The organism is Malikia granosa, assembly GCF_002980595.1.
Lineage (GTDB): Bacteria > Pseudomonadota > Gammaproteobacteria > Burkholderiales > Burkholderiaceae_C > Malikia > Malikia granosa.
Map to the genome: position 1 here is coordinate 223,072 of NZ_PVLQ01000012.1, position 20,112 is coordinate 243,183.

The 20,112-nt window shown below is 67.7% G+C and carries 18 protein-coding genes and 1 tRNA gene; 11 read left to right on the forward strand and 8 right to left on the reverse strand.

Annotation, left to right across the window (positions count from 1 at the left end):
• Window positions 1-10: 10 nt before the first annotated feature.
• Complete coding sequence (locus C6P64_RS04420; protein WP_105747367.1) at window positions 11-883, reverse strand: amidohydrolase family protein; 873 nt, start codon at window positions 881-883, stop codon at window positions 11-13.
• 25 nt (window positions 884-908) lie between these two features.
• Window positions 909-1,886: a Bug family tripartite tricarboxylate transporter substrate binding protein gene (locus C6P64_RS04425; protein ID WP_105747368.1), complete on the reverse strand. Its 978-nt coding sequence runs from the start codon at window positions 1,884-1,886 to the stop codon at window positions 909-911.
• 101 nt (window positions 1,887-1,987) lie between these two features.
• Between C6P64_RS04425 and C6P64_RS04430 the strand changes: the two genes are divergently transcribed.
• Window positions 1,988-2,755, forward strand: coding sequence for an IclR family transcriptional regulator (locus tag C6P64_RS04430; RefSeq protein WP_105747369.1), 768 nt, complete (start codon window positions 1,988-1,990; stop codon window positions 2,753-2,755).
• A 239-nt stretch (window positions 2,756-2,994) separates the two neighbouring features.
• Here C6P64_RS04430 and C6P64_RS04435 read toward each other — a convergent pair.
• Window positions 2,995-3,079: transfer RNA gene (locus C6P64_RS04435), tRNA-Leu, on the reverse strand.
• Between the two features lie 66 nt (window positions 3,080-3,145).
• On the opposite strand from C6P64_RS04435, the gene cysM reads away from it, so the two are divergent.
• Genes cysM through C6P64_RS04455 form a run of 4 tightly spaced genes read left to right on the forward strand, consistent with a single transcriptional unit; the run spans window position 3,146 to window position 5,465 of the window.
• Window positions 3,146-4,084 (forward strand): cysteine synthase CysM, encoded by a 939-nt coding sequence (gene cysM, locus C6P64_RS04440; protein ID WP_105747370.1) that lies wholly within the window; start codon window positions 3,146-3,148, stop codon window positions 4,082-4,084.
• Between the two features lie 36 nt (window positions 4,085-4,120).
• Complete coding sequence (locus tag C6P64_RS04445) at window positions 4,121-4,348, forward strand: sulfurtransferase TusA family protein (protein ID WP_105747371.1); 228 nt, start codon at window positions 4,121-4,123, stop codon at window positions 4,346-4,348.
• A 21-nt stretch (window positions 4,349-4,369) separates the two neighbouring features.
• Window positions 4,370-4,729: a CidA/LrgA family protein gene (locus C6P64_RS04450; protein WP_105747372.1), complete on the forward strand. Its 360-nt coding sequence runs from the start codon at window positions 4,370-4,372 to the stop codon at window positions 4,727-4,729.
• A gap of 1 nt (window position 4,730) precedes the next feature.
• Window positions 4,731-5,465 carry an LrgB family protein gene (locus C6P64_RS04455; RefSeq protein ID WP_105747373.1) on the forward strand — a complete coding sequence of 245 codons (735 nt, stop codon included), beginning with the start codon at window positions 4,731-4,733 and terminating at the stop codon, window positions 5,463-5,465.
• Between the two features lie 69 nt (window positions 5,466-5,534).
• On the opposite strand, the gene C6P64_RS04460 is transcribed toward C6P64_RS04455, so the two are convergent.
• Entirely contained in the window at window positions 5,535-6,518 is a 984-nt protein-coding gene (locus C6P64_RS04460; protein ID WP_105747434.1) for a tRNA dihydrouridine synthase, read from the reverse strand.
• A gap of 49 nt (window positions 6,519-6,567) precedes the next feature.
• Window positions 6,568-7,482, reverse strand: a complete 915-nt coding sequence (locus tag C6P64_RS04465) for a LysR family transcriptional regulator (RefSeq protein WP_105747374.1) — start codon at window positions 7,480-7,482, stop codon at window positions 6,568-6,570.
• Between the two features lie 159 nt (window positions 7,483-7,641).
• Between C6P64_RS04465 and C6P64_RS04470 the strand changes: the two genes are divergently transcribed.
• Both C6P64_RS04470 and C6P64_RS04475 read left to right on the forward strand, forming a co-directional pair.
• On the forward strand, window positions 7,642-8,880 hold the full coding sequence (locus C6P64_RS04470) for a benzoate/H(+) symporter BenE family transporter (RefSeq protein WP_105747375.1): 1,239 nt from the start codon (window positions 7,642-7,644) through the stop codon (window positions 8,878-8,880).
• A gap of 117 nt (window positions 8,881-8,997) precedes the next feature.
• Window positions 8,998-9,441, forward strand: a complete 444-nt coding sequence (locus C6P64_RS04475) for a universal stress protein (RefSeq protein ID WP_105747376.1) — start codon at window positions 8,998-9,000, stop codon at window positions 9,439-9,441.
• Window positions 9,442-9,562: 121 nt separating this feature from the next.
• On the opposite strand, the gene C6P64_RS04480 is transcribed toward C6P64_RS04475, so the two are convergent.
• Together C6P64_RS04480 and C6P64_RS04485 are read right to left on the reverse strand one after the other, a co-directional pair.
• Entirely contained in the window at window positions 9,563-12,481 is a 2,919-nt protein-coding gene (locus C6P64_RS04480) for a valine--tRNA ligase (RefSeq protein WP_105747377.1), read from the reverse strand.
• Window positions 12,482-12,568: 87 nt separating this feature from the next.
• A complete protein-coding gene (locus C6P64_RS04485; protein WP_105747378.1) occupies window positions 12,569-13,324 on the reverse strand; it encodes a pseudouridine synthase in 756 nt (251 codons plus the stop codon).
• Between C6P64_RS04485 and yaaA the strand changes: the two genes are divergently transcribed.
• From yaaA to C6P64_RS04505, 4 genes are all read left to right on the forward strand, one after another.
• A complete protein-coding gene (gene yaaA, locus C6P64_RS04490; RefSeq protein ID WP_105747379.1) occupies window positions 13,323-14,099 on the forward strand; it encodes a peroxide stress protein YaaA in 777 nt (258 codons plus the stop codon). The two genes, C6P64_RS04485 and yaaA, sit on opposite strands and share 2 nt — an antisense overlap.
• A gap of 42 nt (window positions 14,100-14,141) precedes the next feature.
• Complete coding sequence (gene queF / locus C6P64_RS04495; RefSeq protein WP_105747380.1) at window positions 14,142-15,011, forward strand: NADPH-dependent 7-cyano-7-deazaguanine reductase QueF; 870 nt, start codon at window positions 14,142-14,144, stop codon at window positions 15,009-15,011.
• Window positions 15,012-15,097: 86 nt separating this feature from the next.
• Window positions 15,098-15,844, forward strand: coding sequence for a flagellar brake protein (locus C6P64_RS04500; RefSeq protein WP_105747381.1), 747 nt, complete (start codon window positions 15,098-15,100; stop codon window positions 15,842-15,844).
• Between the two features lie 165 nt (window positions 15,845-16,009).
• Window positions 16,010-17,341, forward strand: coding sequence for a ferredoxin reductase family protein (locus tag C6P64_RS04505; RefSeq protein ID WP_105747382.1), 1,332 nt, complete (start codon window positions 16,010-16,012; stop codon window positions 17,339-17,341).
• Window positions 17,342-17,425: 84 nt separating this feature from the next.
• On the opposite strand, the gene C6P64_RS04510 is transcribed toward C6P64_RS04505, so the two are convergent.
• Window positions 17,426-19,831 (reverse strand): ATP-binding protein, encoded by a 2,406-nt coding sequence (locus tag C6P64_RS04510; RefSeq protein ID WP_170073038.1) that lies wholly within the window; start codon window positions 19,829-19,831, stop codon window positions 17,426-17,428.
• Window positions 19,832-20,112: the final 281 nt, after the last annotated feature.

Sequence of the window (20,112 nt, forward strand, 5' to 3'; positions counted from 1 at the left end):
TTCAGTGCTGTTACGGGGTTGGAAAGTCGTACAGGCGCGCGGGATTGGTCACGAGGATCTGCTGCAGTGGCTGCTCATCCCCGGCCCAGTCGGCGAGGCGATCGATTTGCCGCGCGTCGTCGGGCATCGCTTGCAGTCCGGCCGATGCCGTGGCGTGGGGCCAGTCGCTGCCCCAGACGATGCGTTCGGGGGCGGCGTCGATGAAGCTGCGAGCCAGGCGGTCGAGGCCCGGGTCCTCGACCGAGCCGCTGGCGCTGACCAGGTAGGCGCCCGAGAGCTTGATCCAGGCCTGCCCGCCTGCCAGCAGATTCAGCAGCAGGTCGTGCGCCGGGTGGGCCGCGCACTGGGCGGGATTGACGCGCCCGAAGTGGTCGAACACCAGCGGCGTGGGCAGTCGGCGCAGGAGCGGACCCAGCGCCACCAGCTGCTCGACCGGCATCAGCAGTTGCAGGTGCCAGCCCAGCGGCGCGATCTGGTGCGCAATCGCCTCGATCGAGTCGACGGCGTGGAGCGCCGCGCCGAGCGAGAGGTTGACACGCGCCCCGCGCACGCCCTGTTCGTGCAGTTGCCGCAGGTGGGCGGCGCTTTCCGTGCCGCTGATGACGGCCACTCCGCGCCCGTGCGGGCCCAGTTGCGCCAGCGCTGCCAGCATCAGCCTGTTGTCCAATCCATAGGTCGACGGGGTGACCACCACGGCCCGCGTGGTGCCCATGCGCGTCTGGATCTGCCGGTAGTCGTCGATCGACGCGCTGGGCGGGCGCAGCCTGGCGCCTGCCAGGGCGGCCACGCGGCTGTCATAGACGTGGATATGGCAATCGCACGCCAGTGATGGCAGCCGGGTCCGGGCCACCGAGTCGCCAGCAGAGAAGGGGTAGCAGCTCATTGCCGTGGAAACCAGCGAGCTGTCGTCAGTCCAGCTTGGCGCCGACTTCCTTGACCACGCGTCCCCACCTGCCGATGTCGGCGCGGATCAACTGGGCAAATTGCTCGGGCGAACCGGTCGTGACGTCCAGGCCCTGGTCTTCGAGCTTCTTGCGCAGTTCGGGCGATGCCAGCGCCTTGTTCAGCTCCGAGTTCACCGCCGCCACGATGCCGGGCGGCAGGTGGGCCGGGCCCAGCACGCCAAACCAGGTCACGACCTCGAAGTCCTTGTAGCCGGACTCGGCCACGGTGGGCACCTGCGGCAGGTCGTCGGTGCGCTTCAACGCGGTCACGGCCAGGGGACGCAGCTTGCCGCTCTTGATCTGGCCCAGCAAGGTGGGCACCGACGAGACGTAGAGCTGGACCAGGCCACCCATGACGTCGTTGAGACCCTGGGTCGCACCCTTGTAGGGTACGTGGGTGAGCTTGATGCCCGCCGCGCGCTGGAGCATTTCGATGCCCAGGTGCGACACCGTGCCATTGCCCGAGGTGGCGTAGTTGAGCGCTCCAGGGCGGGCCTTGGCGGCGGCCACGACGTCGGCCAGGCTGCGGTAGGGCGAGTCGGCCGCCACCACCAGCACCTGCGGGGCATTGCCGATCAGCCCGATCGGGCTCAGGTCCTTGACCGGGTCGTAGGGCAGCTTGTTGTAGAGCGTGGGGTTGATGGCCAGGTTGCTGGTCTGGCCGATGACCAGGCTGTAGCCGTCGGCAGCCGACTTGGCCACCGTGTCGATGCCCAGGTTGCCGCCCGAGCCGGGCTTGTTGTCAACGACGAAGCTCCATTTCGTCGTCGTCGTGAGCCGGTTGACCAGTTCGCGGGCCACGATGTCGGTGCCACCGCCGGGGGGGAAGGGCACCACCATCCGGATTGGCTTGCCTGGCCAGCTGTCGGCCAGGCCGAGCAGGGGGGTGCAGGCCAGCAGGGTAGCCAAGGTGACGTGACGGCGCGTGAGGTGGGCTCGCATGGGGTGGGCTTTCGTGTTCCGGGCAGGTGTTTGCGAATGGCCGCACTGTAGGCAAGTGTTTCATTCAATACAATGCATGTTCGTACAGTGAAAGGTGTTTCATGGAGCGACATGTCAAGACCGCCTGCGAGGCGGAGCCCAAGTCCGCCGACGGCGGCGTCATAGCCGTCACCCGCGCGCTGCAGATCATGGAAGCGTTCCGCATCGGCGAGCGGCAGCTGCCGCTGGCGGAACTGAGCCGGCGCACGGGCTTGCACAACACGACGGTGCTGCGCCTGGCCCGGACGCTGGCGCTGTCGGACTTCATGGTCCAGAACGAGGATGGACAGTGGCGGCTCGGGCCCGCGGCGGGTTGGCTGGGGGCCCGCTACCAGGCGGGCTTCGACATCAACAACGTGGTCGAGCCCATGCTGCGCACCTTGTCGCAGGAAACGCGTGAGAGCGCGTCGTTCTACGTGCGCGAGGGTCAAGAACGGGTGTGCATGTCCCGGGTCGAGGGGATGCAGTCGGTGCGCCACCACGTGCGCATCGGCATGCGGCTGCCTCTGCAGTTGGGAGCGCCGGGGCGTGTGATCCTGGCTTTTTCAGGCGAGCCGGGTGCGGTCTATGAAGAAATCCGCCGTCGGGGCTATCACGTCTCGATGGGTGAACGGGAAGAGCAGGTATCGAGCGTGGCAGCACCGGTCTTTGGACTCAACTGGAGGCTGCTGGGTTCGATGTGCATATCGGGGCCCACGTCCCGTCTGGATCGAGAAAAATTGGAAGCTTTCGCGCAAACCGTGATGGATGCGGCCAACCGGCTGTCCTATGCCCTGGCGGGTGCGCGCTCCGAAGAGACCCCCAAGGTGGTGTCGACCTGGCACCCTTAGGCCGGCAGACCGTCGCGACCGATCGGCGAGCGGGCGGGTAGATGGCGTCGGTCCAGCCGGGCTGACCGTGGTCCGCTGCGGCTGCCTTTGACCATGCACCCGCAACTTGCCAATCGGTACCCGCAACGACTGTCCGCCTCATGCACACCACGGCGCATCTGCACGGAAGCGAAACTGGCATTTCCAGGGAGGAAAAAGAAAAAGGTCCGAAAGCTGGCGGAGCTTCGCGGACCTTGATCTGGTGCCCGAGGTCGGACTCGAACCGACACACCTTGCGGCGGGGGATTTTGAATCCCCTGCGTCTACCGATTTCGCCACCCGGGCAGGAATGAGAAGGAAATTATGGCACAGTGATGGCACTGTCCCTAGCATCCCAGAGAAAAAAGTCCCATGACACGCGCGACCGCCCGCAGCCGGAAGAAACCCGTCATTTACCCCTCCCTGGAGGACACCATCGGCAACACGCCGCTGATCGCGCTGCAGCGCATCGGGGCCGAGTCCAACCGCGAACGCGGCAATGTGGTGCTGGCCAAGCTCGAGGGCAACAACCCGGCCGGTTCGGTCAAGGACCGGCCCGCGCTGTCGATGATCCGGCGCGCCGAGGAGCGCGGCGAGATCAAGCCTGGCGACACGCTGATCGAGGCGACCTCGGGCAACACCGGCATCGCGTTGGCGATGGCCGCCGCCTTGCGCGGCTACCGCATGGTGCTGATCATGCCCGAGGACCTCAGCATTGAGCGCGCCCAGACCATGAAGGCCTTCGGTGCCGAGCTGATCCTCACCCCCAAGAGCGGCGGCATGGAATGCGCGCGCGACCTGGCCGACCAGATGGTCGCGCAGGGCAAGGGCAAGGTGCTCGACCAGTTCGCCAACCCCGACAACCCGCGCATCCACTACGAAACCACCGGCCCCGAGCTGTGGAAGCAGACGCGCGGGCGCATCACGCATTTCGTCAGCGCGATGGGTACCACCGGCACCATCACCGGGGTGTCGCGCTTCCTGAAGGAGCAGAACCCGGAGATCCGCATCATCGGCGCCCAGCCGAGCGAGGGTTCGCGCATTCCCGGCATCCGCAAGTGGCCGCAGGAATACCTGCCCAGGATCTACGACCCGAAGGCGGTCGACGAGCTGGTCTATGTCAGCCAGGTCGATGCCGAGGAGATGTGCCGCCGGCTCGCGCGCGAGGAGGGCATCTTCGCGGGCATCTCGGCCGCTGGCGCCTGCTGGGTCGCGCAGCAGATCGCGGCCCGGGAGCAGGATGCAACGATCGCCTTCATCGTCTGCGACCGTGGCGACCGCTACCTGTCGACCGGCGTGTTTCCGGCCTGAAGCCTGGCCCAGGAATTGATGATGTCAGGACAAGCGATGAACGCGGATCTGGAACTCGACGCGCGCGGACTGAACTGTCCGCTGCCCATCCTCAAGGCCAAGAAGGCGCTGGCCGGCATGGCCAGCGGCCAGGTGCTGAAGGTGATCTGCACCGATGCCGGTTCGGTGCGCGATTTCCAGGCCTTTGCCAAGCAGACCGGCAACGAGTTGCTGCAGCAGGATCTGGGCGGGCCGGACTTCGTGACCTGGCTCAAGCGGCGCTGAGCGGCTGCACGGGAGCGGGCGATGATCCAGGGCTTGAGCTGGCTGCTGCTGTTCCAGCTGGCTGGCGAATTGCTGGTGCTGCTGCTGGACTGGCCAGTACCCGGGCCGGTGGCCGGCATGGCCTTGCTGTTCCTGGCCTTGCTCTGGCGCGGCGGGCCAGGGCGCCGGCTGGCCCAGGCCTCGAGCCAGTTGCTGCTGCATCTGTCGCTGCTGTTCGTGCCGGCGGGCGCCGGCGTCGTGCTCTACGGCGCGCTGCTGGCGCGCGACTGGTGGCCGCTGTCGGTGGCGCTGGTGGCCAGCACGCTGCTGGCGATGGCCGTGGCGGCGCTGCTGCTACGCGCCCTGTTGCGCCGTTCCCGCCGCGACCCGGAGCAGCGCTGAGATGCTCGAGCGTGCCACCCTGGTCTGGGAGCGCCTGGCCGGCTCGCCGCTGCTGTGGCTGACGCTGACGCTGCTGGCCTACCAGTTCGGACTCTGGCTGCAGCGGCGCCTGCGCGGCCATGCGCTGGCCAATCCGGTGCTGGTCGCGGTCGCGCTGCTGTCCGCCCTGCTGCTGCTGACGGGAACCCCTTATGCCAGCTATATGCAGGGCGGCGGGCTGATCCATTTCCTGCTCGGGCCGGCGACGGTGGCGCTGGCGATCCCGCTGCATGCCAACTGGCCCCGGCTCAAGCGCATGGCCGCTCCGCTGCTGATCGTGCTGCTGGTCGCGTCCCTGGTGGCGGCGGTCTCGGCCTGGGGATTGGGCGCCTGGCTGGGCGCCGGCCCCGAGTCGCGCCTCTCGCTCGCGATCAAGAGCATCACGACGCCGATCGCGATGGCGGTCACCGAGCGCCTGGGCGGCCTGCCCGCGCTGACCGCGGTGCTGGTGATCGTGACCGGCATCGTCGGCGGACTGTGCGCCGAAGCGCTCTACCGCCGGCTGCGCATCGACGACGACGCGGTGCGCGGCTTCGCGCTCGGGCTGGCCGCCCATGGCCTGGGCACGGCGCGCGCCTTCCAGTTCAGCGAGCAGGCCGGCGCCTTTGCCGCGCTGGGCATGGGACTCAACGGCCTGCTGACCTCGTTTGCCTTGCCCTGGCTGCTGCCTTGGCTCGAGCGCCTGCTGGCGCGCTGAAAGCCCGGACCGGGCTGGCGCCATGGCTGCCTGCCGCCGGGATGCCGGGCAGGTTCCGGCCGGTCCGGCTCAGGCGCAGGCCAGCACAGGGCCGGGCTGGGCTGACTGCTGTTCGTCCAGCCAGGCTTCGAGCACGCGCGTGTCGTTGACGGTGCGCAGCGCCTGGTAGGCGGCCTCGGCCTCGGGGTGGCGGCGGCGCAGGTAGTTGAGCCATTGCTTGAGCCGGCCGTGGCGCGCTCGCGGCTCGATCCGCTCCACCACGCGCTGCCAGAAAAGCACCAGCAGCGGGCGCAATTCGTCCCAGCCGGTTTCCGGCCTGCCGCCTGCCCGGCCCTGGTCGGCCAGGATGGCCAGCGCCAGCCCGGGGTCGGCGACCATGCCGCGGCCCAGCATCAGGTCGGCGCAGCCCGACTCCCGCAGGCAGCGGCGCGCGTCCGCCACGCTCCAGACCTCGCCATTGGCCACCACCGGCAGCCGCACGGCCTGGCAGATGTCGGCGATCCGGTCCCAGTAGGCCGGGGGACGGTAGCCCTGGGCCCGGGTGCGGGCATGGACCACCAGCTGGTTGGCGCCGCCGGCCTCGATCGCCTGGGCGCAGGCCTCGGCGCGGCGGTCGTCGTCGAAGCCGAGCCGCATCTTGGCCGAGACCGGCATCGCTGCCGGCACCGCCCGTCGCACCGCCGACACGATGCGCTGCAGCAGCTCGGGGTCCTGCAGCAGCGCGGCGCCGCCACCATGGCGGTTGACGACCTTGGCCGGACAGCCGAAGTTCAGGTCGATGCCGGCCGGGCCGAGTCCGGCCAGCCGCGCCGCGTTCTCGGCCAGGCAGGCCGGGTCCGAACCCATCAGCTGCGCGCGCACCGGCACGCCGGCGGCGGTGCGGCCGCCCTGCTCGAGCTCGGGCAGCACGCGGTAGAAGACCCGCTCGGGCAGCAGGGTGCCGGTGACGCGGATGAACTCGGAAACGCAGAGGTCGATGCCGCCGACCCGCGTGAGCGTGTCGCGCAGCGCGTAGTCGAGCAGCCCTTCCATGGGCGCGAGCAGGATGGCCATGATGTCGCAGTAGATCGGGGGACAGCGATTGTCCGCCATCGGCGGCTTTTCAGCCGGCGAGCCGCTCCGGCGCGCGCGCGAACAGGGCACCGGCCCAGTCGATGAAGGCGCGCAGCCGGGCCGTCGCCTGGCGATTCGGCGGATAGAGCAGGTGCAGCGGCATGGCCGGCGGGCGGTGCGCGGGCAGGATTTCCTCCAGCTCGCCGCTGGCGAGCTGGTGCGCGACATGGAACAGCGGCACCTGGATCAGTCCCAGGCCGGCGCAGCAGGCCGCGACATAGCCGCCGCCGTCGTTGACCGCGACGCTGGCCGGCAGGTTCAGCCGCTCGACCTGGTCCGCGCACATGAACTCGAAGGCAAAGGCCTTGCCGGTGGTGGCCGACAGGTTGTCGACCGCGTGATGGCCCTGCAGCTCTGCCAGGCCCTGCGGGCGGCCATGGCGCTCCAGGTAGGTGCGGCTGGCGCAGGTCACCAGCGGCAGCACGGCGAGCCGCCGCGCGACCAGCGGCAGGTCCTCGTCGAGCGCGCCGATGCGCAGCACGCAGTCCACCCCCTCGCGCAGCGGGTCGATCTGGCGGTCGCTGATGCTGAACTCGATCCGGATCTCGGGGTAGCGGCGGCAGAAGTCGGGCAGCGCCGGCATCAGCACCAGCCGGCACAACGAGCCCGGCAGGTCGACCCGCAGCCGGCCGCGCGGCGAGCGGCCCGCCTGCGAGAACGCCGCCTCGGCCTCGTCGAGGTCGGCCAGGATCGCGCTGCAGCGCTGGTAGTAGTCGCTGCCGTCGAGCGTCGGCGTGACCTGGCGCGTCGTGCGCGCGAGCAGGCGCACGCCCAGCCTGGCCTCGAGCTGCTGGATGGCCTGGGTCGCGCCCGCGCGCGTGATGCCGAGCTGCTCGGCGGCGCGGCTGAAGCTGCCGAGCTCGACGATGCGGGTGAAGAGACGGATGGCCTCGAAGCGGTCCATGGGATTGTTATTTCAGGCTGAATGGTGTGTTGTCCTGTGGCTAATTATTAAGCCTCGGGAAACAGTGATACTGCTGGGCAGAGGCTGCCGCGCGTCCGCACCGGTTTTCCGGGCCGGCGCCGGCTGCCGTTCCCCCGAGATGCAGAAGAGACGTCCCCGATGCTGAGCCACCTTGAGATTCCCGCCGCCCGCAGTCCCGGACTGCGCCAGATCCGTTCCGACTTCGGCCTGGCCTATTTCGCCAACGGCCTGATCGGCTTCATCTTCTCGGCCACCGGGCCGGTGGCGATCGTGCTGTCGGTCGGCACCGGCGGCGGCCTGAGCCAGGCGCAGATGGCCTCCTGGGTCTTCGGCATGTTCTTCGTCAATGCGCTGATCACGATCGCGATGAGCTGGCGCTACCACATGCCGCTGGGCTTTGCCTGGACCATTCCCGGCACCGTGCTGGTCGGCCCCGCGCTGCAGCACCTGAACTTCGCCGAGGTGATCGGCGCCTTCTACGCGACCAGCGCGTTGATCCTGCTGCTCGGATTCAGCGGCTGGGTCAAGCGGCTGATGTCGGCCTTGCCGATGCCGATCGTGATGGGCATGGTCGCCGGCGTCTTCCTGCGCTTCGGCCTCGACCTGGTGCGCGCGCTGCACAGCGACGTGGCGATTGCCGCGCCGATGGTGATCGCCTTCATCGCGCTGTCGGTGCTGCCGGTCTGGGGCAAGCGGCTGCCGCCGCTGATCGGTGCGCTGATCGCAGGCGCCATCGCCATCCTGCTGCTCGGCCGCGGCGAGAGCGCGACCGTCGGCGCCTTTGCGCTGGCGCAGCCGGTGTTCACCGCGCCGCAATGGTCGATCGCCGCGCTGGTCGAGCTGGTGGTGCCGCTCGCGATCACGGTGCTGGTGGTGCAGAACGGGCAGGGCGTCGCGGTGCTGCGCGCGGCCAAGCACGAGCCGCCGGTCAACGCGATCGCCGTCGCCTGTGGCATAGGCGCGGCGCTGTGCGCCTCGGTCGGCGCGGTCAGCACCTGCCTGACCGGGCCGACCAACGCGCTGATGACCTCCTCGGGCGAGCGCCGCCGCCATTACACCGCCGCGCTGACCTTCGGCAGCTTCGGCCTGCTGTTCGGGCTGATGGCGCCGATCTTCACCGGTCTGATGCTGGCCACGCCCAAGTCCTACATCATGGTGCTGGGCGGACTGGCCATGCTGCGCGTGCTGCAGGGCGCCTTCGTCGCTTCCTTTGGTGGTGGCCGCTTCACGCTCGGCGCGCTGATCAGCCTGCTGGTGACGGTGTCCGACATCAGCCTGCTCAATATCGGCGCGGCGTTCTGGGGCCTGCTGGCGGGCTTTGCCTTTTCCTGGCTGATGGAGAAGGCCGATTTCCAGCCACTGGCCAAGGGCAGCTGAAGATTTTGACCCAGCTCAAGGTCGTAGTAGTACGGATCCGGAGCTGGGGCAGGCTTCTATAGAATGGGTTTATACCTATCAGTTTGACTCCATCCATCCCAATCAGAGGACATCACCATGTATCAGCACCTGTTCGTCCCCGTCGACGGTTCCGAGTTGTCGCAGCGCGCCATCGACGGCAGCATCGCGCTGGCCAAGCAGCTCGGCGCCCGCATCACGGGCTTCGTCGCCGAGCCCGAGCTGGCGCTGTCGGAGACTTCGCACAACCCGCAGCTGTTCGCCCAGCATATCCAGGAGCATGATGCCCGCAACGAGGCCCATGCCAAGACGCTGCTGGGACGCTTCGAGGCCAGCTGCGCCGCGGCCGGCGTCCCCTTCCAGGGCCAGCATGCCACCAACAGCAATGTCGATGACGCCATCATCGACGAGGCCGACAAGGCCGGCTGCGACATGATCGTGATGGTCACCCATGGCCGCGGTCCGGTCGGCGAGTTCCTGTTCGGCTCGCACACCAAGAAGATCATCGCGCGCAGCAAGCTGCCGGTGTTCGTGCTGCACTGAAAAAACCCGCCCCGGCCAGCCTGCCGGAGGCAAAAAAGGGACGCGGGTCCAGGCCCGGCGTCCCTTTTTGCTGTGCGCTCGATCCGCCGCCCAGGCCCCGCGGGGCTGGCGGTGCCGTCGATCAGCCCAGTCGCTGCAACTGCTGCTCGATCTTGGCCAGGGTGGCGCCGAAGTCGGCCAGGCGCTTCTGCTCCTGCTCGATCACGGCCGGCGGCGCCTTGGCGACGAAGGCCTCGTTGGACAGCTTGCCCTTGGCCTTGGCGATCTCGCCCGACAGGCGCGCGGCTTCCTTGGACAGGCGGGCCTTCTCGGCTGCCACGTCGATCTCCATGAACAGGCACAGGCGCGATTCGCCGACCACGGCGACCGGCGCGGCCTGGGCCGCCTCGGTCCAGCTGGCCTCGTCGGCAAACACCTTGACCTCGCTGAGCTTGGCCAGCGACTGCAGCACCGGCGCGATGCTGGTCAGGAACTCGGCGTCGCCGACCGCGTACAGCGGCAGGCGCTGTGCGGGCGAGACGTTCATCTCGCCGCGCAGGTTGCGGCAGGCATCGACCATGGACTTGAGCTTGGCGACATGGGCTTCCGCCGCCGCGTCGATGCGCTCAGGAGCGGCCACGGGGTAGGCCGCGACGCTGACCGACGCGCCCGCGCGACCGGCGACCGGCGCTACCTTCTGCCACAGCTCCTCGGTGATGAAGGGGATGATCGGGTGCGCCAGGCGCAGGATGGTCTCGAGCGTGCGGATCAGCGTGCGACGCGTGGCGCGCTGCTGCTCCGGGCTGCCGGTGTTGATCTGCACCTTGGCGATCTCGAGGTACCAGTCGCAGAACTCGTTCCAGACGAAATCGTAGATCGCGTTGGCGACGTTGTCGAGGCGGTAGTCGGCAAAGCCCTTGGCGACCTCGGCCTCGACGCGCTGCAGGCCCGAGACGATCCAGCGGTCGCAGGCGCTGAAGTCGAGGTAGCCGCCGATGGCGCACTGGTCGGCGCTGTGTTCGTTCAGGCCGCAGTCCTGGCCCTCGCAGTTCATCAGCACGAAGCGGGTCGCGTTCCAGAGCTTGTTGCAGAAGTTGCGGTAGCCCTCGCAGCGCTTGCTGTCGAAGTTGATCGAGCGGCCCAGCGAGGCCAGCGCCGCGAAGGTGAAGCGCAGCGCGTCGGCGCCGTAGGCCGGGATGCCGTCGGGGAATTCCTTCTCGGTCTGCTTGCGCACCTTGGGTGCGGTCTCGGGCTTGCGCAGGCCGGTGGTGCGCTTAGTCAAAAGGGGCGCCAGTTCGATGCCGTCGATCAGGTCGACCGGGTCGAGCACGTTGCCCTCGGACTTGCTCATCTTCTTGCCCTGCGCGTCGCGCACCAGGCCGTGGATGTAGACATGCTTGAACGGCACCTTGCCGGTGAAATGGGTCGTCATCATGATCATCCGGGCGACCCAGAAGAAGATGATGTCGTAGCCGGTGACCAGCACGCTGCTGGGCAGGTAGAGGTCGTAGTCCTGGGTCTTTTCCGGCCAGCCCATGGTGCTGAACGGCACCAGCGCGGACGAGTACCAGGTGTCGAGCACGTCGGCGTCGCGCGTCAGGCCGGCGGCCAGCAGCGCGGCGCGCTGCGACTCGCTAAAGTTTGCGATGCGGGCCTCGAACTGGGCCTGGGCGTCGGCCTCGTGGCGCGCGACATAGACCTGGCCCTCGGCGTCATACCAGGCCGGGATCTGGTGGCCCCACCAGAGCTGGCGGCTGATGCACCAGTCCTGGATGTTGTTCATCCACTGGTTGTAGGTGTTGACCCAGTTCTCGGGCACGAAGGACACCTGGCCGCTCTGCACCGCGTCGATCGCCTTCTGCGCGATGGACTTGCCGGTCGGGTCCTGCTCGGACACCTTGGTCATGGCGACGAACCACTGGTCGGTCAGCATCGGCTCGACCACCTGGCCGGTGCGGGCGCAGCGCGGCACCATCAGCTTGTGCTTCTTGACCTCGACCAGCAGGCCGGCGGCTTCCAGGTCGGCGACTACTGCCTTGCGCGCGTCGAAGCGGTCCAGGCCGCGGTAGGCCTCGGGGCCGTGGTCGTTGATCTTGGCGTCGAGCGTCAGCACGCCGATGATCGGCAGCTGATGCCGCTGGCCGACCGCGTAGTCGTTGGCGTCATGCGCGGGCGTGACCTTGACCACGCCGGTGCCGAACTCGCGGTCGACGTACTCGTCGGCGATGACCGGGATCTCGCGCTCGCACAGCGGCAGGCGCACATACTGGCCGATCAGGTGCGCGTAGCGCTCGTCTTCCGGGTGGACCATGACGGCGACGTCGCCGAGCAGGGTCTCGGGGCGGGTGGTCGCGACCACCAGCTGGCCTTCGCCGCTGGCGAGCGGGTAGGCGATATGCCACAGGCTGCCTTCCTCTTCCTCGCTCTCGACCTCGAGGTCGGACACCGCGCTCATCAGCACCGGGTCCCAGTTGACCAGGCGCTTGCCGCGGTAGATCAGGCCCTGCTGGTACAGCTGGACGAAGGTCTCGGTCACGACCTTGGACAGCTTGTCGTCCATCGTGAAGTATTCGCGGCTCCAGTCCACGCTGTCGCCCATGCGGCGCATCTGGGTCGTGATGGTGTTGCCGGACTGCTCCTTCCACTCCCAGACCTTGGCGACGAAGTTCTTGCGCGCCTCGGCCGGGGTCGGGCCCATGTCGTGGCGGCTGATGCCCTGACCCTGCAGCTGGCGCTCGACCACGATCTGGGTCGCGATGCCGGCATGGTCGGTGCCCGGGATCCAGGCCGTGTTGAAGCCAGCCATGCGGTGGTAGCGCGTCAGGCTGTCCATGATGGTCTGGTTGAAGGCGTGGCCCATGTGCAGCGTGCCGGTCACGTTGGGCGGCGGCAGCTGGATCGCGAAGCTGGGCGCATCAAGCTGGGCCGCACCGGTGCCGCGGAAGCCGGCGGCGCCGTAGCCGCGCTGCTCCCACTCGGGGCCCCAATGGGCTTCCAGGGCCGCGGGCTCGAAGGACTTGGACAGGGATTGCAGGCCGGGTTGGGCGATGGCGTCGGTCATGGGTTCAGGAGGTTCTGGGAATCTGGGAGGCCCGGCGTGGCGGCGGCATGACGCGGGCGGCAGCGGTGCCTCTGTGAGCTGGGGATTTTACGGGTTGGCGCTCGGTCTGGCGTCGCCTGCAGCAGCTTGGCCCGAATCGGGCCAGGCGCCAGCCACAAGCGCCCAGCGCGCCCATTCCTCTCCCAGCCCGGCTTCGATCACCAGCAGCTGGCCCGTGACCGGATGCGCCAGCTCCAGCCGGCCCGCATGGAGCCACAGTCGCTGCAGCCCCAGCAGCTCGGCCAGCGCCCGGTTCAGCGGTCCCTTGCCGTGGGTCGCGTCGCCGATGATCGGGTGGGCGATATGCTTCATGTGGCGGCGCAGCTGATGCCGGCGGCCCGTGACGGGCTGCAGCTCGACCAGCGCGCAGCGCGTGCTGGCAAACTGGCCTTGCGCCAAGGGCAGCTCGTAATGTTCCAGCGTGCGGTAGTGGGTGAGGGCGTGCTGGATTTCCTCGCGCTCGGTGCGCATGTCGTCGGGCATGCGCCTGAGCGGGTGGTCGATCACGCCCGATTCCGGCGGCCAGCCGCGCACCACCGCGCGGTAGCTCTTGCGCATGGCTTCGCCGCGCTCGAAGGCCTGGCCCAGCGCGCGCGCGGTGGCGGCGTCGAGCGCGAACAGCAGCACGCCGCTGGTGCCCTTGTCGAGCCGGTGCACCGGCCAGACCGGCCGGCCGATCTGGTCGCGCAGCAGCTGCAGCGCGAAGCGGGTCTCGCCGGCATCGAGTCCGGTGCGGTGCACCAGCAGTCCCGGCGGCTTGGCCACCGATACCAGATAATCGTCGCGATAAAGGATGGTCAGCATGTTGTTCCTATTGTCCCCGGCCAAGGCGCTGGATTACGAAACCCCGCCCGTCACCGCCACCCATACCCAGCCGCTGTTCGTGCCGCAGGCGGCCGAACTGATCGAGGTCTTGCGCGAGCGGTCGCCGCAGCAGATCGCCGAGCTGATGGACCTCAGCGATGCGCTCGCTGGCCTCAACGTCGCGCGCTACCAGGCCTGGAGCCCTGAGTTCACGACCGCCAACGCCAAGCAGGCGGTGCTGGCCTTCAACGGCGATGTCTACGAGGGCCTGGAGGCCAAGACCCTGGACGAGGCCGATCTGGGCTGGCTGCAGGACCATGTCTGCATCCTGAGCGGCCTCTACGGCGTGCTGCGCCCGCTCGACCTGATGCAGCCCTACCGGCTCGAGATGGGCACAAGGCTGGCGACGCCCAAGGGCAAGAACCTGTACCAGTTCTGGGGCACCCGAATAGCGGATTACCTGAACCAGCGCGCCGCCGCCGACCAGACACCGCTGATCGTCAACCTCGCCAGCGAGGAATACTTCAAGTCGGTCGACAAGAAGGCCTTGAAGCCGCGTATCGTCACCTGCGTGTTCGAGGAATTCAAGGGGGATAAGTACAAGGTGATCAGCTTCGCGGCCAAGCGCGCGCGCGGCCTGATGGTGCGTTATGCCGTCGCGCAACGCGCACTCTCGGTCGAGCAGCTCAAGGGCTTCGACCTCGAGGGCTACCAGTATGTGCCGGCGGCTTCCGAGCCGGACCGCCTCGTGTTCCGCCGCGACGCGCGCCCCTGAGGCCGCTGCCCGTTCACTGAACGCACAACCCGGATCGACTTCATGAGCGAACCCCTGCACCCCAGCCAGCACCAGCCCGAGCAGTCCCAGCTCGGCAAGACCTCCAGCTACGCCGACCAGTACGACCCGAGCCTGCTGTTTCCGCTGCCGCGCCAGCCTAAGCGCGACGAGATCGGCATCAGCGGTCAGCCGCCTTTCCTGGGCGCCGACCTTTGGACCGCCTACGAGCTGAGCTGGCTTAACCCGCGCGGTAAGCCGCAGGTGGCGATCGCGCATTTCACCGTGCCCTGCGAGTCGCCCAACATCATCGAGAGCAAGTCGTTCAAGCTCTACCTCAACAGCTTCAACAACAGCCGCTTCGACGATGGTCAGCAGGTGCTGGATCGTCTGAAGGCCGACCTGTCGGAGGCGGCCTGGCGCGGGGCTGAGCGCCAGGGATCGGTCGGCGTCAGGCTGCTGGCGCCGGCACAGTTCGCCCAGGAGCAGATCCACGAGCTCGACGGCCTGAGCCTGGACCGGCTCGATGTCGAGTGCACGCAATACCAGCCCGATCCTGAGCTGCTGCGCGCCGACCACGAGCAGCCGCCCGTGACCGAGACCCTGGTCAGCGACCTGCTGAAAAGCAACTGCCTGGTCACGGGCCAGCCCGACTGGGCCAGCGTGCGCATCAGCTATACCGGTGCGCCGATCGACCAGGAGCGGCTGCTGCAGTACCTGGTGAGCTTTCGCAACCACAACGAGTTCCACGAGCAATGCGTCGAGCGCATCTTCATGGACCTCTGGGCCCGCTGCAAGCCGGTCAAGCTCAGCGTCTATGCGCGCTACACCCGGCGCGGCGGTCTCGACATCAACCCCTGGCGCAGCAGCCAGCCGCAGCAGCCGCCGGCCAACATCCGCACCGCGCGGCAGTGAGGGGCGAATCCGTGTAATTCCGGATGGCATCTGCTGCCGGTTGCTGCGATCATGAAGGCGACCGAATCCGTTGAGGAACTCGCTCCATGGCCCTTTGCACCGCGCTGCCGCCGGCTGGGGATCCGTTCTGGACCCAGTCTCCGCTGGAAATCCGCCAGATCATGTGCGATCTGACCCGGCGCGGTACGAGCGTCGAGTGTTGCGCCGGGGTCGTGGGTCCTCTGGGCGCAGCCATCACCGAGGTCCGGGATTCTGGTGACATCGTCCTGGGTTTTCTGCCGGGCCATCGGCCGGAGCAGTTGCTGCGGACGGGCCTGCCGGCCGTGGCCTGGGCTAATCTTGGCAGTGTGCGGGTGGGCTTCCTGCTGGACGGCTTGCAGTTGGACAGGGCAGGTGCTGTTCCGGCTTGCATGGCCAGAATGCCGCTGGCGGTGCACCGGCTGCAGCGGCGTGAGTTTTTCCGGCTGCCCAGCCCTGCGTCGCTGCTGTGCGAACTGTCCTTGCCCCGTGTCGCAGCCGGGGCTCGTCCAGCTCAATCTGGTCGGTGCCTTGTACCCATGGTGGACCTTTCCGAGGGAGGGGTCTGTCTCGCCTGGCCGGTCGGGCGCGAGCTCTCGATCCAGCTGGGCGATGTGCTGGAGCCGTGCTGGCTTGATCTGCCCGATTTCGGCCCTATCCGTTTCGGCCTGCAGTTCATGAACCGCCTGGATGATTTCCGCCAGACGGGAGGGCAGTTGCTTGGCGCACGCTTCGTTGGCATGGAGCTCGAGCACCAGAGGCTGTTGCGGCGTTTCCTCTACCAGTTGCAGGCTGGCGTGCACCACCACCATTGATTGCCGGCATCGAGCGTCTGGGCGCTGACCAGCACGCTGACTTCTTCCCTTGCACTCGGCCCATGTCAGTCTGTCTGCCGCGTGAGGGAATGCCCATCCAGCGTTCATTGTGGGTTCAGCTGGCCAGGGCTAACATCCGCCTGATAGAGGCCACCCTTGCGAGAAATGAAACACCTCAAGACCACCCTGGCCGGCTTGCTGCTCGGTCTGACCCTCCTGTGGCTGCTGGCCGAGTCGGCCGCGCTGCCGGCAACCCAGGGCCTGTTTCCCTGGCGCACCCTGCTGGTCCAGTACTCGGGCCTGCTCGGCATGGGCGTCATGAGCGCCGCGATGCTGCTCGCGGTGCGCCCGGCCTGGCTCGAGCGCCGGCTGCACGGCCTCGACAAGATGTACCGGCTGCACAAGTGGCTCGGCATCTCGGGGCTGGTGCTGTCCATCCTGCACTGGCTGATTTCGCAAGGGCCCAAGTGGCTGATCGGGGCCGGGTTGCTCGAGCGGCCGGTGCGCGGGCCGCGCCCGGTCCAGACCGATCCGGTGCTGGCTTTCCTGCAGAGCCAGCGCGGCCTGGCCGAGGACCTGGGCGAGAAGGCCTTCTATGTCGCAGTGGCGCTGATCGCGCTGGCCTTGCTCAAGCGCTTTCCCTACCGGCATTTCTTCCGCACCCACCGCTGGATCGCGCTGGCCTACCTGGTGCTGGTCTGGCACTCGATCGTGCTGACCAGCTTTGGCTACTGGCTGCAGCCGGTCGGCATCGTGCATGGCCTGCTGCTGGCGGGCGGCACGGTCGCGGCAGTCATCAGCCTGACGCGGCGCATCGGCGTGCGGCGCAAGGCCGTCGGCGAGGTCGAGCAGGTCGAGTACCTGGAGGGCGTCAAGGTCAGCGCGGTCTCGATCCGGCTGCGCAGTCCTTGGGCCGGCCACGAGCCGGGCCAGTTCGCCTTCGTGACCTTCGACGAGCGCGAGGGACCGCATCCGTTCACGATCTCCTCGGCCTGGCAGGACGATGGCCGGCTGATGTTCCTGATCAAGGCGCTGGGCGACTACACGCGCACCCTGGCCGGCAGCCTCAAGGCCGGCGATACCGTCACGGTCGAGGGGCCTTACGGCCGCTTCCAGTTCGAGGGCCAGGCCAGGCGGCAGATCTGGATCGGTGGCGGCATCGGCATCTCGCCCTTCGTCGCGCGCCTCAAGCAGCTGGCGCAGCAGCCCGACGGCCGCGAGATCGACCTGTTCCATTCGACCGCCGAGGTCGACCAGACCGCGCTGCAGCGGTTGCAGGAACATGCCCAGGCGGCTGGCGTGCGCCTGCACCTGCTGGTCAGCGGCCGCGACGGCCGGCTGACGGGTGAACGGCTGCGTGAACTGGTGCCGCAATGGCGCGCGGCCGAGGTCTGGTTCTGCGGCCCGGCGGCCTTCGGCGACGCGATCCGCACCGACCTCTGTGGCCAGGGCCTGCCAGCGGCAAATTTCCACCAGGAACTGTTCGAGATGCGCTGAGCGCCGCCCCGGTCAGCCAGCCGTGGCTGGCGCCAGGCGCCGCCGCCGCTGGCTTCGGGCAGGGCGCCAGCGCTGCAGCGCTGGCTAGTCCTGGCGGGCCGCGCTGCCGTTCGTGTCCTTGGCTGCCTCGATCGCTGCCAGCACCCTGTTGAGTTCCTGCACGAACTCGGCCTGCAATCCGCTGTCCTGCTGCTGCAGGCCCTGCTCGAAGCGCACCGCGAGCTGGTGCAGGGTCCCGGCGCCCAGCGTGGGTGCGAGCCCCTTGAGCGTGTGCACCAGCCGGATGGCGACATCGAGCTGCTGCTGGCCCAGGGCCTCGCGCAGTTGTTCGGGCGCCTGCACGAAGTCCTGGTGGAAGCGCTGCAGCACCTGCAGCAGCAACTCCTGGTCGCCGCCCAGCGCTTCGGCGGCTTGTTCCAGGTCCAGTGGCCCGCTGCCGGAAGCAGGCTCGATCGCTGCGACAGGCAGGATCGGATCGACGCTGGCCGGAGCCGGAGCCGGAGCCGGAGCCGCCTGTGGCTGCTCGGGAATCCACTGGCCCAGCACGGCGGCCAGCTCCATCGGGTCGATGGGCTTGGCGATATGGTCGTCCATGCCGGCTTCCTCGGCGGCCTGCCGGTCCTTGTCCATGGCGGCGGCGGTCAGCGCGATGATGGGGGTACGGTTGCCGCTGGCGCGGATGGCACGGGTCGCGGCAAAGCCGTCCATGCCAGGCATCTGCAGGTCCATCAGGATGGCGGCAAAGGCCGATCGCGTGGCCTTGTCGACCGCGGACTGCCCGTTGTCGGCCGTCTCGACTTCCAGCCCCAGGCGGCTCAGGTAGGCCTTGGCCACCAGCAGGTTGGTCGGGCTGTCATCGACCAGCAGCACGCGCGCCTGGCCGAAGTCCCGCTTGACCGGTGCGACCACCGGCGCGGGCATCGGCGTGGCGGCACTTGCCGTCTGCGACAGTCCCAGCCGGGCGGTGAAGCAGAACACGCTGCCCTGGCCGGCCACGCTGGTGGCCCAGATCTTGCCGCCCATCAGCTCGACCAGGCGCTTCGAGATGCTCAGCCCGAGGCCGGTGCCACCGTAGCGGCGGGTCGTCGACAGGTCGGCCTGGGTGAAGGCTTCGAACAGATGGTCGAGCTGCTCCGGATCGAGTCCGATGCCGCTGTCGCGCACCGAAACCTGGATCAGCGCGCCCTGTCCGTCCTGCTCGATCGCCTCCGCCTTGACCTCGATGCCGCCTGCCTGCGTGAACTTCAGCGCGTTGCCGATCAGGTTGTTGATGACCTGCAGCAGCCGCAAGGGGTCGCCCAGCAGCAAGGCCGGGATCTGGGGCGAGACCTCGAAGCGCAGCGCCAGCTGCTTTTCCTCGGCCTGGATCTCGAACAGGGCGCGCGACTTCTCGAAGACCTCGACCAGGTTCAGCGGCACCGATTCGAGCATCATGTGGCCGGCCTCGATCTTGGAGTAGTCGAGAATGTCGTTGAGCACGCCGAGCAAGGCGGTGCCGGCCAGGTGGATCTTGGTCAGGTGATCGCGCTGGTGCGGGGTCAGGTCGGTCTCGAGCAGCAGATTGGTCAGGCCGATCACCGCGTTCATGGGGGTGCGGATCTCGTGGCTCATATTGGCCAGGAACAGGCTCTTGGCCTCGTTGGCGCTGACGGCCTGCTCCTTGATGCCCTGGAGTTCACGCGTGACCTGGCTCACCTTGACCAGCCGTTTCTGCGAGCGCCGCAGCAGCACGAAGAAGAACAGGATCGCCGCGCTCGTCAGGCAGGTCACGCCGATGACGATATTGCGGTAGATCCGGTAGGGCGCCAGCACATCCTCTTCCGCTTCCGAGCTGACCAGGGTCATGCCGTAGTCGCCCAGCTTGTAGTAGCCGCTGATCTCTTCCGTCTGGGTGGCCGGGTTGTAGGACCGGAAGTTGCCGGTCTGCGGCGCAGCCGGGTCCAGATAGGGCGCTTGCACCTGCTGGTTGTACATCGATTCCGAGGTCGGGCTGATGGCCATGATCTCGCCGCTGTTGCGGACGATTTTCAGCTTGCTGCGGTTTTCGGTGAACAGCCGGTCGGAGAATTTCGAGAAGAATTCCGGCGCGATCGACAGCACCAGCACGCCGTCGAATGTGCCCTGCTTGAGGATGGGGCGCGTCAGCTGGATCGACCATTTGCCCGAGACCTTGCCCTTGAGGGGCTTGCTGATGAACAGGATGTCCTGTTCCGGCGCGTCGGCATGGACGCGGAAATGCTCGCGCTGGCTCAGGTCGACCACCGTCTGGGGCTTGCTGAGGTTGGAGAACTGCATCATCCCCTGGCTGTCGATGACGGCGATCTGGAATACCAGGTCGTCGATCATGTTCTGGTGGTGCTGCACATAGTCCGCAAACTGCTCCCAGTCGCCCTGCCATTCCTCCCGGGCATCCAGAATGAACGAGTTCAGCCGCTTGATGGTGGATTGGCTGTATTCGGAAAAGATATGCGCGTTCTTCGCGGTGCGCAAATTGGCTTCCTGGATATAGGTTTGCCTGCTGCGCTGTATTTCATAGATGGCCGCCGCCCATGTTGTCAATATGATAACTATCGCCACGAAGGTCGTTTGCCGACGCAGTTTCAGGTTTGACGAGTAGATGGCCTTCATGAGGGGGTTGCTGATATTAATATATTTATTGTTTTTTGGGGTGCGGTGGGTTTCAGGTGGGTTCCGAGAGTGCGAACAGCTAGAGCGCTACCGGGCTGCCCTTGCTGGGCCGCGGGTTCATCGGGCGTTTCGTTGCAGGATGC